The organism is Vibrio intestinalis (genome assembly GCF_025195085.2).
Taxonomy (GTDB): Bacteria; Pseudomonadota; Gammaproteobacteria; order Enterobacterales; family Vibrionaceae; genus Vibrio; species Vibrio intestinalis.
Window position 1 is genome coordinate 19,101 of the sequence record NZ_JANAVY020000024.1, and the last position, 15,686, is coordinate 34,786.

At 45.7% G+C, this 15,686-nt stretch carries 12 protein-coding genes; 8 read left to right on the forward strand and 4 right to left on the reverse strand.

Annotation, left to right across the window (positions count from 1 at the left end; translation table 11 throughout):
• Positions 1-230: 230 nt before the first annotated feature.
• The 5 genes from MU515_RS19325 to MU515_RS19345 all read left to right on the forward strand — a co-directional run bounded on the left by MU515_RS19325 (position 231) and on the right by MU515_RS19345 (position 8,421).
• Positions 231-2,684 carry a glycogen/starch/alpha-glucan phosphorylase gene (locus tag MU515_RS19325; RefSeq protein WP_260262043.1) on the forward strand — a complete coding sequence of 818 codons (2,454 nt, stop codon included), beginning with the start codon at positions 231-233 and terminating at the stop codon, positions 2,682-2,684.
• A 75-nt stretch (positions 2,685-2,759) separates the two neighbouring features.
• Positions 2,760-4,940 (forward strand): 4-alpha-glucanotransferase, encoded by a 2,181-nt coding sequence (malQ, locus tag MU515_RS19330; protein WP_260262044.1) that lies wholly within the window; start codon positions 2,760-2,762, stop codon positions 4,938-4,940.
• A gap of 273 nt (positions 4,941-5,213) precedes the next feature.
• On the forward strand, positions 5,214-7,394 hold the full coding sequence (glgB, locus tag MU515_RS19335; protein ID WP_260262045.1) for a 1,4-alpha-glucan branching protein GlgB: 2,181 nt from the start codon (positions 5,214-5,216) through the stop codon (positions 7,392-7,394).
• A 119-nt stretch (positions 7,395-7,513) separates the two neighbouring features.
• A complete protein-coding gene (locus MU515_RS19340) occupies positions 7,514-7,900 on the forward strand; it encodes an MAPEG family protein (RefSeq protein ID WP_260262046.1) in 387 nt (128 codons plus the stop codon).
• Positions 7,894-8,421: a DNA mismatch repair protein gene (locus tag MU515_RS19345; RefSeq protein ID WP_260262047.1), complete on the forward strand. Its 528-nt coding sequence runs from the start codon at positions 7,894-7,896 to the stop codon at positions 8,419-8,421. Before MU515_RS19340 ends, MU515_RS19345 begins: the two co-directional genes overlap by 7 nt.
• Before the next feature lie 90 nt (positions 8,422-8,511).
• Here MU515_RS19345 and pepE read toward each other — a convergent pair whose 3' ends face one another.
• Positions 8,512-9,243 (reverse strand): dipeptidase PepE, encoded by a 732-nt coding sequence (gene pepE / locus MU515_RS19350; RefSeq protein ID WP_260262048.1) that lies wholly within the window; start codon positions 9,241-9,243, stop codon positions 8,512-8,514.
• A 236-nt stretch (positions 9,244-9,479) separates the two neighbouring features.
• Between pepE and MU515_RS19355 the strand changes: the two genes are divergently transcribed.
• Entirely contained in the window at positions 9,480-9,881 is a 402-nt protein-coding gene (locus MU515_RS19355; protein ID WP_260262049.1) for a thiol-disulfide oxidoreductase DCC family protein, read from the forward strand.
• Positions 9,882-9,958: 77 nt separating this feature from the next.
• On the opposite strand, the gene MU515_RS19360 is transcribed toward MU515_RS19355, so the two are convergent.
• Positions 9,959-11,863 carry a bifunctional metallophosphatase/5'-nucleotidase gene (locus MU515_RS19360; protein ID WP_260262066.1) on the reverse strand — a complete coding sequence of 635 codons (1,905 nt, stop codon included), beginning with the start codon at positions 11,861-11,863 and terminating at the stop codon, positions 9,959-9,961.
• A 432-nt stretch (positions 11,864-12,295) separates the two neighbouring features.
• Here MU515_RS19360 and MU515_RS19365 point away from each other — a divergent pair, with 432 nt between their 5' ends.
• Positions 12,296-12,700, forward strand: coding sequence for a hypothetical protein (locus tag MU515_RS19365; protein ID WP_260262050.1), 405 nt, complete (start codon positions 12,296-12,298; stop codon positions 12,698-12,700).
• 85 nt (positions 12,701-12,785) lie between these two features.
• On the opposite strand, the gene MU515_RS19370 is transcribed toward MU515_RS19365, so the two are convergent.
• Together MU515_RS19370 and MU515_RS19375 are read right to left on the reverse strand one after the other, a co-directional pair.
• Complete coding sequence (locus MU515_RS19370; protein ID WP_260262051.1) at positions 12,786-13,481, reverse strand: pirin family protein; 696 nt, start codon at positions 13,479-13,481, stop codon at positions 12,786-12,788.
• A 303-nt stretch (positions 13,482-13,784) separates the two neighbouring features.
• Positions 13,785-14,819, reverse strand: coding sequence for an acyltransferase (locus MU515_RS19375; RefSeq protein WP_260262052.1), 1,035 nt, complete (start codon positions 14,817-14,819; stop codon positions 13,785-13,787).
• Between the two features lie 219 nt (positions 14,820-15,038).
• Here MU515_RS19375 and MU515_RS19380 point away from each other — a divergent pair, with 219 nt between their 5' ends.
• The gene (locus MU515_RS19380; protein ID WP_260262053.1) at positions 15,039-15,635 is read left to right on the forward strand and encodes a TetR/AcrR family transcriptional regulator; all 597 of its coding nucleotides are present in this window, start codon (positions 15,039-15,041) and stop codon (positions 15,633-15,635) included.
• Positions 15,636-15,686: the final 51 nt, after the last annotated feature.

The following is a 15,686-nucleotide window of genomic DNA, read 5'->3' on the forward strand; positions in this document are numbered from 1 at the left end:
CTCATCCAACCGTAATAAACCGCATCTAGTTTTAGAGGGGTGGCGTTGTGATCATAATCACTGGTGTATGTCGGAATTACGTCATTGATGCGACTTAGATCACTGAGTGCGAGGTTTTACGCCCTCTACGCCCTGAGGACTCCTCCTAATTCCTACCTAGGGTAGGAGGATGTTTAGCTTGCCCTGCCCATGCAGGATAAGTAGCAAGGAAACTAAAAGAGATTTCACCGATGAAACCTACACAACAAACTACGTTTGACAAAGCGTCATTTCAAAACAGCGTAAAGAAGCACCTAAGTGCGACTTATGCAACCACGATTGAAAAGGCAAGCAGCCGTGAGTGGTACTTAGCAATGGGTCGTGCTCTTGCTGAGCTAACAACTTTTGACTTGCTAGAAACTGAGCAAGATCCAAAAATCAAAAATGCTAAGAGTGTTAACTACCTTTCACTAGAATTCCTTATCGGTCGTCTAACGGGTAACAACCTAATCAGCATGGGTCTGTACGAGCAGATCACAGACGCTATGGCTGAACTTGGTCACAACCTGACTGACCTACTAGAAGAAGAGCGTGACCCTTCTCTAGGTAACGGTGGCCTAGGTCGTCTAGCTGCATGTTTCATGGATTCTTGTGCAGCACAAGAATACCCAACAATAGGCTACGGTTTGCACTACGAATACGGTCTATTCAAACAGTCTTTCGAAGACGGTCGTCAAAAAGAAGCACCAGATGCATGGCGTGGTGTTGAAGGCTACCCTTGGGAAGTAGCTCGTCCTGAGCTGGCACAAGAGATCGGTTTTTACGGTCACGTTGAAGTTGTCACTGAAAACGGTAAAGAAGTTCGTAAATGGGTACCAGGCATGAGCGTTAAAGCAATGCCATGGGATCTACCTATCGTAGGTTACGAATCTGACACGGTTTACCCACTGCGCCTGTGGGAGTGCCAAGCAATTGCACCATTCTCACTAGCAAGCTTTAACAACGGTGATTACTTCGAAGCTCAGCACGCACTTATTGACGCGGGCAACATCACTAAAGTTCTATACCCGAACGACAACCACGAGAAAGGCAAGACACTGCGCCTAATGCAGCAGTACTTCCACTCAGCAGCGTCTGTTCGCGATATTTTACGTCGTCACGAAGAAGCTGGCTTTACTCTAGCGGATCTACCTAAACAAGAAACGATTCAGCTTAACGATACGCACCCAACAATCGCTATCCCTGAGCTAATGCGCATCTTAATCGATGAGCGCGGCCTATCTTGGGATGAAGCGTGGGCAATCAGCTCTCAAACGTTCGCATACACCAACCACACTCTATTGCCAGAAGCTCTAGAAACTTGGCCTGAGTCGCTAATTCAGCGCCTACTTCCACGTCATATGGAAATCATTTTTGAAATTAACCACCGCTTCCTAAAAGAAGTGCGTGCAATGTGGCCAGGTGATGGTGAGAAGCAAGCTAAGCTTTCTATCATCCAAGAAGGTTTCCACCGCATGGTTCGCATGGCTAACCTATGTGTAATTGGTTCTTACGCGGTTAACGGCGTAGCAGCACTTCACTCTGAACTCGTTAAGAAAGATCTTTTCCCAGAGTTCCATGAGATGTACCCAACTCGTCTACATAACGTAACGAACGGTATCACGCCTCGTCGTTGGTTGAAGTTCTGTAACCCAGGTCTGTCTGCGCTAATCACAGACAAGATCGGTTCTGAGTGGCCAGCGAAACTTGAGCAGCTAGAAGGCGTTGCTCAATACGCAACAGACGCGAAATTCCAAAAAGAATTCATGGCGGTTAAGAAAGAAAACAAACAGCGTCTTGCTGATTGGGTTCAAGAAAACATGGGTATCGAGCTAGATACTAACGCTATCTTTGACGTGCAAATCAAGCGTCTACACGAGTACAAGCGCCAGCACCTAGACTTGCTACACATTCTTTCTCTATACCACCGCATCATCAACGAACCTGGTTTTGAATGTACACCACGCGTATGTTTCTTCGCAGCGAAAGCCGCACCGGGTTATCACCTAGCGAAAGAGATTATCTTCGCGGTGAACAAGATTGCTGACAAGATCAACAACGATCCACGCATTGGTAACAAGCTGAAAGTTGTATTCATTCCTGATTACCGCGTAAGCATGGCTGAAATCATTATCCCTGCAGCAGACGTTTCTCAGCAAATCTCTCTAGCGGGTAAAGAAGCATCTGGTACGGGTAACATGAAGATGGCTCTTAACGGTGCATTGACTATCGGTACGATGGATGGTGCAAACGTTGAGATTCGTGAAGAAGTGGGCGATGAAAACATCTACATCTTCGGCCTAGACGTAGAGGGTGTTCAAGCGGTTAAAGCGGCGGGTTACAACCCATACGTTTACTACCACGCAGACCCACTACTGAAAGCGTCTCTAGACCTACTAACAGGTGAAGAGTTCACTCCAGGTCAACCAGGTCTACTGCGTGCAACGTTTGATAGCCTGCTAGATGGTGGTGACCCATACCTATGTCTTGCTGACTTTGCTTCATATGTGCAAGCGCATGAAGAGATGGGCAAACAGTACAAAGACCAAGCGGGTTGGGCGAAGAAAGCCATCCTTAACACGGCGCTGGTGGGCAAATTCAGCTCAGACCGTAGTATCCGTGATTACGTAAATAACATTTGGAAACTGGAAAGCGTTAAACGTTAATCCATTTATGTGCCTCTCTAGCTTTGTCTAGAGAGGCTTCTTAGTTTGAAGGTAAGCAGTCCTTCGGAGAGAGCGATGACACAACAAAATCCATTAAAACAAGTCGCTGAAATGGCGAGAATTGCCGACAAATATGTAAGTGCTTGGGGCAGCGAAGCCAAAGTTGAAGATGAAACTATTCGTCGTTTGCTTGCTTCATTAGGCTATGACACCAGTAGTGATAAAAATCTACTCGCATCTGCGCAAAAAATGCATAAAAAAGATGTGCTTGAACCAGTGGTTGTCGTACGTGAAAGCTATCCGATTGAAGTTGAATTGAACTTAGGTAGCAGCGCTCGTGAAAGTGACTTCAGCTGGCGCTTAGAAACAGAGCAGGGAGAGGTACTTGAAGGCTATCTTCAGTCTCAGATCGTTCGTGATGAACGTGCCGAGGGTGGCCCTTTAGTGTTTGCCCTACCGGGTGATATTGAATGGGGTTACCACAAGCTGATTGTCGAGCGTAAGCGCCGCAAATCACCTTACACTGCGACGTTAATCTACACGCCTGATTCATGCTACAAGCAGCCTCAAATTGAGCAAGGCAAAAAGATGTGGGGCCCAAGTGTGCAGCTATACACACTGCGTACCCAACACAACTGGGGTATGGGTGACTTCGGTGACCTAAAACAATTGGTGTCAGAGATTGCGTCTCGTGGCGGCGATTTTGTTGGCCTAAACCCAATTCACTCACTGTTTCCTGCTAACCCAGAAGGGGCAAGCCCATACAGCCCATCTTCGCGCCGCTGGCTAAACATCTTGTACATTGATGTAAGCTCTGTACCTGAGTTTTCGCTCAGTGCTGAAGCGCAGCAACAAGTGGGCAGCGCAGAGTTCCAGCAGCGTTTGCAACGTGCGCGTGAATCTCACTGGGTAAATTACACAGAGGTCGCGGAGCTGAAGCTAAGCGTGTTGCCACTGTTGTACAAAGAATTTAAAAAACGTCACCTAGATAAAAACAGCGAGCGCGCACAATCGTTCCTAGAATTTGTTGAAATCGGTGGCGAGAGCTTGATGCACCAAGCAGCGTTTGATGCGTTACATGTGAGTCTTCATCAACAAGATTCATGCGTTTGGGGTTGGCCTGTCTTCCCTGAGCAATACCGCCGCTTTGAAAACAGCGCAGTACAAGACTTTATCAGCGAAAACCAAGATCAAGTGAACTTGTACCTGTACTTGCAATGGGTTGCTGACAATCAAATTAAAGAAGCGCAAGCACTGGCTGAAGAGAAAGGTATGTCAGTTGGCCTATATCGCGATTTAGCGGTAGGTGTTGCAGACTCAGGTGCTGAAACATGGGCTGATGATGGCAACCTAGTATTGGATGCAAGCATTGGTGCGCCGCCAGATATTTTAGGCCCACTGGGTCAAAACTGGGGCTTACCACCGCTTAACCCTCAAGTGCTAAAAGCCACCAGCTACGATGCCTACATCAAGCTACTGCGAGCGAACATGAAACACTGTGGCGCACTGCGTATTGACCACGTTCTTGGTCTACTGCGTCTATGGTGGATTCCAAAAGGTGAAGGCGCAACTAAAGGGGCGTACATCTACTACCCAGTAGAAGATATGCTGGCGATTCTTGCGCTTGAGTCACACCGTCATCAATGTAGTGTGATTGGTGAAGACTTAGGTACTGTGCCAGATGAGATTGTCGACATTCTGCGTGATGCGGGCGTGCACTCATACAAAGTGTTCTTCTTTGAAACATCAGAAGACGACGGTGGTTTTATTTCACCTGCTCATTACGCTCCTCAGTCAATGTCAGCATTGTGTACTCACGATATGCCAACATTACGTGGCTTCTGGCACTGCGACGATCTCAAGATGGGTCAAGAGCTTGGCCTATACCCAGACCAAGCACAGCTTAATACGCTGTTTGATAATCGTCTTGAGTGTAAACAAGGAATTTTAGATTCAGTGGCGTGGCATGGTTACCTACCAGAAGGTATTGGCCGTGATGCGCAATATGTGCCAATGGACACCCATCTTGCTCAGGCGCTGCAGTTACACGTAGCGGCAGGCTCTTCAACGTTGTTGAGCGTTCAGCTAGAAGATTGGTTAGAGATGGACAAACCGGTAAACATCCCGGGCACTGTGAATGAATATCCTAACTGGCGTCGTAAGCTCTCAATGAACTTAGATGAAGTATTCTCAAAAGCTGAGGTGAATGAGATTGCGAACAAACTGACAGAAGTACGCGCTAAAGTCAGTAAATAACGGCTAATTGAGATAATTACCCAAGCGGTTTGGTTGAGCTTTTTGCTCGGCTAAGCCCTTGGGTTTTCCGCGTTTTAGGGTATGACTAAATATAGGTGGCTGATATAACAAAATTCTGTTTTGGTCACTCAAAGCGCTAGCGGAATTCGTTAAGATATGAAACGCTGTACCTAGCATAAGTTAGGTATAGGATTTACCCGTCCCGTATGCGGGTTTTTTGCTTGTTGTACTGCTCTAAGAGCAGAACGGAAGTTAGGTTAGGGAGATAATAACTTGAATAAAACAACACTAGATAAAAAAGAACAGGCATATCGCCAACTTTCTCAGGCAGCATTTGCTGACCCATTTTCTTTTTTAGGCCCATATTTGGACCCTAAGCATGGGGCGCTCAGAGTATGGATGCCAGGTGCTGATGCCGTCAGTTTATTGATTGAGGGTGAAGAGCGCATCGCGTTAACTCGCGAGGCTGATTCGGCGTTTGTTTTAACTGAGCAGCGTGACCTTCGCTTTACTCACTATCAACTCGCCGTGGACTGGGCGGGCAACGAGCAAGTGATTGACGATCCATACCAATACCACACCATTTATGCTGAGTATGAAGACCTTCATACGCCTAAGAATATGTATCATCACATGGGGGCGCAGTTTGTTACTGTTGAGCGTGATGGTAAAACGATTTCAGGCACACGCTTCTTGGTTTATGCACCGCATGCCAGCGCGTGTAGCTTAGTGGCAGACTTTAACCATTGGGACGGTCGCCGCACTCCTTTACAGCGCCTAGATTACGGCATTTGGGGTATTTTCATTCCTAACTTGCCGGAAGGCACAGAATACAAATTTGAATTAAAAGGCCCAGATGGCGAAGGCTTACCGCATAAAGCTGACCCATGGGGTTTCTTCTCCCAACAGCATCCTTCTTTCGCTTCAGTAACCTACGATCACAGTCGTTACGATTGGCAAGATAATCAATGGCAGCAACGCCCAGTAACAGAAAAACGCAAAGAAGCGCTATCGTTCTACGAATTGCACGCAGGCTCTTGGAAGCGTGATGACAATGGCCAGTTTTTAAATTACCGCCAACTGGCAGAACAGTTAGTGCCGTATTTGGTCGATTTGGGCTATACCCATGTTGAGTTAATGCCGGTTTCAGAGCATCCGTTTTATGGCTCGTGGGGTTACCAGCCTGTTGGCTTATTTGCGCCAACCAGTCGTTTTGGTTCGCCAGATGATTTCAAATATTTTGTCGATGCTTGTCACCAAGCGGGTCTTGGCGTGGTGCTTGATTGGGTGCCTGCGCACTTCCCATCGGACGATCATGGCTTAGCCAATTTTGATGGTACGCCATTGTTCCATGATCCTGACCCACGCCGTGGCTGGCATCAGGACTGGAACTCATTCATCTATGACATGGGGCGTGAACACGTAAGACGTTTCTTAGTCTCGAATGCGCTTTACTGGTTTGAACAATTCCATATTGATGGCATTCGCGTTGATGCCGTGGCATCCATGTTGTACTTGGATTACTCGCGCAGCCATGACCAATGGATCCCGAATGTAGATGGTGGTAACGAAAACTACGATGCGATAGCAACGCTGAAATGGATGAACGAAGAAGTGTACAAACACTTCCCGAATGCCATGACGATTGCTGAAGAATCGACAGCATTTCCTGGTGTTTCTGCGCCGACGTTTGCTGGTGGCCTAGGTTTTGGTTTCAAATGGAACATGGGTTGGATGCACGATAGCTTATCTTACATCCAAGAAGACCCTGTTCACCGCAAATACCACCACAATACCATCACATTCCCGCTGATTTATGCGCACAGCGAAAATTACGTCTTGTCGTTATCTCATGACGAAGTGGTGTATGGCAAAGGTTCGATTCATAACAAGATGCCAGGTGATGAATGGCAGCAAACCGCTAACCTACGCGCTTACATGGGCTACATGTACGGTCAGCCGGGTAAGAAGCTCAACTTCATGGGCGCTGAGTTTGGTCAAACGGGTGAGTGGAATCACGATGATCAATTGCAGTGGTTCTTATTGCAGTTTGAACGCCACCAAGGCGTGCAAACCTTAACGCGCGATTTGAACAAGCTGTATCAAAATGAGAAAGCGCTGCATGAGCTTGACTGTGAGCCTCGAGGCTTTGAATGGCGACTGCAAGATGCAGCAGATGCGAGCGTGCTTGCTCATGAGCGTATCAGTGAATCTGGTGAGCGTATTTTGGTGATCACTAACTTCACGCCAGTGCCACACAATGACTTCCGTCTCGGTGTACCAGTTAGCGGTAAGTACCAATTACTGCTTAATACTGACTCGGGTCACTATGACGGCTCTAACTTCGCTACTCGCGAAGTGGTAGAAAGTGAGGCGGTTGAGAGCGAAGGGTTAGAGCAATCACTGCTAGTAAGCCTACCGCCACTAAGCACCTTGTTCTATAAGTTGGTGTAACCACCTTAGTTAGCGTGCTAATCAAACTCGATTAATACATCAAGCCCTCGTTGAATAAGCGAGGGCTTTTTCATGCATGCAAGAGATTTTCTTCTACACTGATGAAAAGGAGAAAATGCATGATTACAGCACTTTACGCAGCACTGCTTGGCTTATGGATGATGTGGTTGTCGGTTCAAGTCATCAAGCAAAGACGAAAAAATAAAATCGCTTACGCTGATGGCGGAGTAGAAGACTTACAAGTGGCACGTAGCGCACAGGGTAATGGAGTGGATAACATTCCCATTGGGTTAATCCTGTTAGCTTTACTGGAGTTTAACGGCGCGAACGTATTGATCATTCATGGCTTGGGGATTTTGTTTTTGGTCGGCCGAGTGATTCACGCGCGGGCGATTCTCGACAAAAAACTAAAAGGCCGCGTAACAGGTATGAAGCTCACATTCGGTGTGTTATTTGCCTTAGCCGTTCTCAACATCATCTACTTACCTTTTGATAAGTTATGGTGAAGCGATTGGGGTGGCCGCCCGCATGGCTACTGGTTTTGATAGGCTTGGTGCTTAATGTATTGGCGATTTTAATGTCGAGCATCGTGCTGGAAAAGCTAAGTGGAAGCATTGCTATGCTTGATGAAAACAAGCAAGAGAATGTTTACTCGATCCAGTTGGCATGGAATAGCGTTGAAACCTTAGAGCGTAAGCGAGAAGTACTACTTACCCACTTAAAGTTATCCGAAATCAACCCATCTAAAGAGCTAGACCATGCGATGGCGATGCAATTGAGAGAGTGGGTAGCTGAGCCAATCCCTTTATTAAACTCTGCCAATGTTACTCAACTTATGGAGCGTATCGACAACGCGCAGCAAATCTATCGCGATCAGATTGATGAATATTACCTAGAGAATTTAACGCTTAGCGATGAGATGAATATTCTCAATGAGCGGATTGCTTGGTATCGCAATATCGCGCTGTTTTTGCAGGTATTTGGTTTGGCGTTAATTTTGGCGCGAGACCTAGCCAGAAAGCCGTAATAGCAGATGTAACTTCCGTGGGTTATTGCCCTAGATAGTGATAACCGCAGCTAAATCGTTAGCTGCGGTTTTTCGTTTTATCCCATATGATTAGCAGCTATGTTGCATGAATGACTGAATGTCATCACCACTTTGGAAGTACTGCGCTTCTTGTTGATGTTTGAACAGTTTTAAAGGTGCGCCTGTGGCACTGTGGTAGCTCAAGGTTTCACCTTCAACTTTCAACATTGTGCCTTCAGGAATACCCACCACTATTTCATGAGGGTTTTGAATTAAGAACTCTTCAATACGCTCATCTCGGGTTTCGCCCATATGGCCTGAGATATTAGCTTCAATGTAGTGTGGGTTAATTTGAAATGGCACTAGGTTAAGGGAGGGCAGAATTGCTGCTGACACGATAGGCATGTCATTGGTGGTACGTATAGTCGGACAGGCGATGTTGGTGCCCGCACTCCAGCCAATGAACAGTTTATCCTGCTTGAGAACTGCATTTCTTAGTGGCCCAATGAGCCCTTGATCGTGCAGAAGCTTGTTTAATACCCAAGTGTTACCACCGCTGACAATAAAGCCATCAGCCTCATTAACGGCCTTTACAGGGTCTTCTGCTTGATGAATGCTGTTAACGGTTGCGCCAAGCGGGGCAACCACATCATTAAGTTGAGCGACGCGATCTTCGTATTGACCACGGATCATCGCAAAAGGAATGAAAAGTAGCTTACGTGCGCCAGTGCGCTCAATCGCTTCTGCTACCCATTCCACACCAAATTCGAGCAACGATGTGTTACCCGCGATCTTACCGTTGCTAAATAGCAATACATTCATGGTTATCTCTCCGTTAAACAACGCTTTCCCAATCAATAAGTGAAACATTCAACCAGTGATTAGGGTTAATGTGGTGGTTTAACTGGTTAGTATTCATAAATTCAGACGAAGTAATGTGCGCCAATCGGCAAGTTTGCAGATATTCTGTTCAACGCGCCTCGACTCGCTATGCTTGTATTGATCGAACTGATTGACGGTGCGTAGTGGTATTCATAGATGAAAAGGAAAGCACATTGATGAGTAAACTAACTGTGTTTTATGACGGCACTTGCCCGCTTTGCGCGAAAGAGATGCAAGCGATCAGGCAACGAGACAACGCAAATGTGATTAAGACCGTTGATATTTACAGCGATGAGTTTAGCGCTTATCCCGATATTGATCCTGATGAAGCGAACCGAATTCTTCATGCTGTCGATGATGATGGCAAATTATGGCTGGGGTTAGATGCCGCCTATCGGGCGTGGGATTTATTGGGTAGAGGCTGGCTCTATGCTCCGCTTCGTTGGCGATGGATTAAGCCACTGGCAGATAAGCTCTATCTCTATTTTGCCAATAACCGTTATCGAATTTCTTATTTATTCACTGGCACTTCTCGCTGCGGCGATCAATGTAATGTGAATATGAATAAGCGCGATTGAGGTCTATTGCGAGCAGAAAGGGAACGGGTTAGCCACGCACTAGGCATGGCTAAGCATTCACAATTGAAGATGGAGAGTTAGTTTAGCGCCTCAATCAGTACAAGCTCGCGTTTGATTTGCTCACTTTGATGCTCAGATGCTCCGCTTAACTTGGCGTTACGCGTTGCAATCGCAGCTTGCTTCTCTTTGTCTGTTTTGAACATCAGCTCTTTCACATTGATAGAAGCCACGTTGGTGTAGCGGCCATCTTCGCTGGTAGGGACTGAGATCTTCTCATCATTGATTAGTACTTTAACGATTTCACGTTGTGGGTTGTATTGGCTATCTAGGCCATGCAGTTTCCAACGTTGTTGAGGTTTACCTTGGTATTGACCTTTTTTCTCTTCGGTTAGGTACTTGATGGTCAAATTACGGATAGTGCCAGCTTCTTCGCCATATTCTGCTTCAGTATCAAATAAAACAGGGAAGGATTGGCCTTCTAACACGCCACCTTTCTTGGTTAGATGCCCCATGCGGTAGCTGTTCATACCGATGCGGATCTCGGTGTTATCGGTAACTGGTGTACCATCGGCAAACACAAGGTCAGTAATTCGCTCACCCGCAGGTTTGGTCAGATCAATGGTGTAAGTGACGCCAGCGAAGAAATCGTTGGTGGAGTATTTAGATGAACGACGTTCAGGGTTGAAGCTGTAAGTCACATCACCCGGTGTCACAGAGTTAAAGTAATCCGCTGACCATTCCATGTAGGTTTTAAGCTCTTTACCTGTCATTTGATAAACCGTGATCTCGCCACCTGCGTACTGGTAGTTGTACGCGATGTCTTTAGCTTTGATGGGGCCTACATCAAGCTCGGCGTTATCATTATCAATTTGTAGTGCAATCACATTGGCTTTTGGCGCGTAGAAGAAGCTCGCCTCTTGATACAGCGCGCTAATGCCAGTGTCTTGAATGTGAACTTGAGGGATACCGCGAATTTCATTTTCAGGTACTAAATCCACACCTGTTAGTTGAGCCACAGGGCGATTCGCCATCTCTCTTAGACGTTTGTGGTATGGCTGGTAGAGCGCATCCATATTTTCGTCAGAGTCCATGCCTTTAATTTTATAGGTGAAGCTGTCTTTGTTAACTAGAGTGAACTTACCATCGCGCTCTTCAAATTGCAGATCAACGCGAGATAACGCTCGGCCATACTTGTCTGGTTCAGTGATGATGACGCCATTGACCACGGCTTTATCAATACGGGTATGCATGTGGCCTGCAACAATGGCATCTAGCTCTGGGTTAGCATTGGCAATGTCGGTAACCCCGGTATTGGCGATGTCGTTTTCGTTTTCAATACCCATGTGGGCAACCAATACGATAGCATCGACTTTATCGTCGATTTCTTGGATGACTTTCTTCACTTCCAGTGTTGGATTGGTGAACGTCACTCCTTCTAAACGGTTGGTGCCTTGGGCAAAAACTTCAGTCATTGGCGTATCCATGCCAATCACGCCAATCTTAATGCTACCACGTTCGATGATGGTGTAACCCGGTAAGAAAGGGTTGCCGTTTTTGTTCTTTATGTTGCCACCTAGAGACTGGCCTTTGAATTGAGATACCGCTCTATCTAACGTTTTTAAACCAAAATCGAACTCGTGGTTACCCAATACCCACACATCATATTTCATGTGGTTAAAACCAAGCATCATTGGATCAACTGGCTCATCTTTGAAGGTTTCAACAAAGTTACCTTGGATGGTATCGCCAGCGTCAACCAAGATGATGTTTGATTGCTCGTCACGGATTTCACTCACTTTTGTCGCGATTTGGCTCAAACTACCGCGAGTATTGAGTTTGTCTGCAGCGTAGTCCCACGCCATAAAGTGACCGTGAATGTCTGATGTGCCAAGTATGGTCACTTCATGAATGTCGCCATCAGCAGCAAAAGTAGGGAATGCGAGAGAAAGTAGGATCGCACTGGAGAGGAAATGTCTTTTCATCATTATTTTCACATTGTGGATAGGGTTTCGCGCGACAATATAAAATCACGCCTCGCCTATAAGTGATTGAATTCAAAATTCTAATGATAAATTAGTCGGCAATTTCAACAATTTGCGTGCTGCTATGGCTTTTAAACACTTATCGTTACTATGTGTGTGTACACATATTGCGCAGTTGCAGTACTTTTCGCGCTTTTGCGAGAGAGCTGCTTTAGGCGTATTAGTGAGTGAATACTTTTTTATTGGTCTGCCATTCTGTTTAATTGTAGGTGGTCTATGTGGTTTGAATTGCAGCTATTCTGCATTGTATTTCGATTTTGGTGTTTTTAACTGTCTGATTTTAAATTTAAACCTGAACTTGTTAGACTGCACGCAATGTATGGTGAAAAGGCCTTAATTAATACGACGGTCTTTATAATTAAGGAGTGGCAATTGGCTAAATCTCTTACTATGGCGCTACTGTGTGTTGCGTTTTCAGCTTCTTGCGCAGCAAATGATGCGCTCTCTATCGATCAGACTCCTATTCACACGATGGATTTAGCGTTTCCAAACGAAAACAACGTTCAGCCTAGCCTCGGTGATTTTGGTATTAAGAATCATGTCTTGATGAGCAATGATGAGGGTGAGCGCTGGGCGGTTGTGACGATTGAAAATGAAGCGTCAGGTCGACGAACACTAACTAATAAACATTTGTTGGCGATTTTAGCCAACGGCGAGCGTATTCATCCTAACGATTTCTCAGAGTCTTTTGATGGTAAAGAGATGAAATCTGTAACGATGAGTTTTGGTTACAGCAAGTTTCCTATTTTATCAATCTACTCTAGAACTGACATATAACTGTGCGTTAGTTGAAACCGCTAAGTGCACTAGCTACGCAAGTGGAGGCCAAACGGCCTCCCAATTATTACTCTAGTGAAGACGACTAAGGCAAATCGAATATCAAAGCTGTCGCTCGGCTTTCGCCTTGATTCGTAAATCTCACACTTGTCTGATCTTCTATTTTCGCACCATCACCATTTTCAAGTTGAACGTCGTCGGTTTTCAGTGTGCCTTCAACATGGTGAACATAAACATTTCTTCCCGCTTCAATAGCCATTTCTAGCTCTGTTCCCGGTTCAAGAATCAATTGATGTAAGGTGGCATCTTGCTTGATATGCAACGTGCCGTCTTCACCAGTTGGTGTGGCAATGGTGGTCAATCCGGCGCGTTTACCAAAATCTTTTTGTTGGTAGCCCGGTTGGTTTCCAAAGCTATTGGGTTGAATCCAAATTTGCAGAAACTGCAAATTGTCAGTGGTCGAAGCATTGTATTCACTGTGGTAGATGCCGCTGCCCGCAGACATCAGTTGAAATTCGCCCGCAGGCAACTCTTGGATGTTGCCTTCACTGTCTTTATGCGCGATTTTGCCATCCAAAACGTAGCTGATGATCTCCATATCGCGATGACCATGAGTGGCAAACCCTGCGCTTGGCTGTACGACATCATCGTTGATCACTCTCAGTGCTGAAAAGCCCATATGCTTTGCGTCATAGTAGTCACCAAACGAGAAGGTATGTTTGCTATCCAACCAACCGAAATTGGCATGGCCGCGATCTTGAGCATGTCTTACCGTAATCATAGTGAGCCCCCTAATGGTTCCTGAATCGTTTATTGTCTAGTTTGAGTCGCTGTTTTCACGGTTGTTTGTTATCTGTCTAAGGCAGTTAACCGTTTGGCGATGTGTTGAAATGAAGTTTAGAAGAGCAGGGCTATGAAGAACATTGGAGCAATTAGACAAGCTAGGTCAAATTATTTGAAGGTGTTTGGCATACGCTGATTAGGGTGAGCTAGTACGGATTTAGAGCGGAATAGTAGCAGAGCGTGAAAACAATCTAGCCCTCAATTGAGGGCTAGATGAGTGTGGTTTAGATAGTAAGGCTCACTATCTGAATATCACCTTTTTAAGCGGCGTCATCTCGATTAATTTCACAAAGCCAATTGTGATAATGATGGTCGCAGAGAACACAATTAGGTCACGCATAGGGCCATTCGGCACTTGCAGCATTCCGAGTATATTAAGCACGGCAATGTTAAGCGGTAAGTGAGCCACGTAGATAGGCAGTGTCCATTTGGCTAGCTTTTGAATCCAAGGTTGATTACCCATATTTGGATTCGCTAACAACCATAGGAAGAGACCTGTACCCCATAAGAAAGTACTAAAGTTGTAGTCAATAGAGTTCATTGCCTGCGCTTGTGAGTGTAGGTAGAAACCTTCACCAAAGTGCAGCGCCATACCCAATGCAGCAATGCCCAGAGCTTTGCCAGAAGAGATTTTGAAATCATGCTGGCGAATCATAAACCCAAGGCCGAACATCAGCGTACTGTAGAACGGACCGTTGCGGGTAAAGAAAGGCGATGGAATCTCGGTAAGCCCTTGATAGCTGCCCGCCAATACTCCATAAAAGTAAAGCAAGAAGCCAATGGGTAGCAAAACGTTTAATGCTTTAAATCGCACGCATATCGCCGTCACAAAGGCCGCCATGATAAGAGCAGGTAAGAACCATAAGTGGACTAAACCACCTTCGAGTAGAGAGTCCCATGGGCGACTGGTTAAGTAGTCAAAATAGCCACTGCGCTCAGCCATGTAGCCGTGTTCAAACACGACTTGCCAATAGAAAGGTGTTGCCATACAGATCAACGACCAAACGACAAATAGGCGCAGTAATGGTGAAGAATACGCGCCAAATGTCGCCATTGGGCTTTGAGACATCTTAGGTTGTACGAGATAGCCTGAAATAATAAAGAACAGAGGAACAGCGAAACGAGTCGCTTGGTTAACTATGTAGCCAACCCAAGGGATCTCACTCTCACCGTCAATCCAGTAAGTAGTAAATAAAGCACAGTGGAGCACAATCACCGCAAATATGGCGATAACGCGCCCCAGCTCAATGCTCGGGATAAATTTTGAATGGTTCATATTTTCAACACATTTAGAGTAATTAGTCTGGCTGCAATGTATATTAAACAACCGGTTGTGCAACTTGTGTTAAATCAAATTTTTATCCTGAATAGATTAATAAATATTAATTCTAGAGGCGCATCACGATTCCGCTTTAGGCAACAAGTTTACTGGTTGGACTTGTAAAAAAGTACGGTCGTGCTAAAAATAACAAGAACAGAGATGATCGGATAAATAATGAGCAAAGGTCGCATCACGAGAGAAGCCATATTAAGCACAGCGTTTGATTTGGCGAGCAAACACGGTTTAGAAAGCTTAACGATTGGCGAGTTAGCCAAGTGTTGTGGTATGTCGAAAAGCGGCCTGTTTGCGCATTTTAACTCGAAAGAGAACTTGCAGATTTCGGTACTGGAGTTTGCCAACCTCACTTTTAGAGAGCGGGTGATTGTGCCTGCGAGAGATCTTGGCGATGAAGATATCGAACATAAGTTAAAAGCTCTGTTAGATAATTGGTTGGGTTGGAATCACTCTTTTCAGGGCAGTTGTATGTTTTTAGATGCTTGGAAAGAGACAGGTGGCTGCAGTTCGCCATTGCAAGTAGTACTGAAAAAGACCATTGCGGTTTGGCTAGATTACCTAACCATACAGATTGAAAAAGGCATTGAGAACCAGCAATTTCGCAAGGATCTGGATGCTAAACAGGCTTGTTTTGAATTGTATGGCCTCTATTTAAGTGCCCATTTGTTTTATTCCATCCAAGGAGAAGCGATCAGCCAGCAACATTTTTGGCAAGGGGTTGAGCGTTTACTGACAGATTGGCGCGTCGCAAGCTGATAAGCTCGCGAGCAAGAATCGGAGCGGTTGATTGAATCAATCGCTTAATTT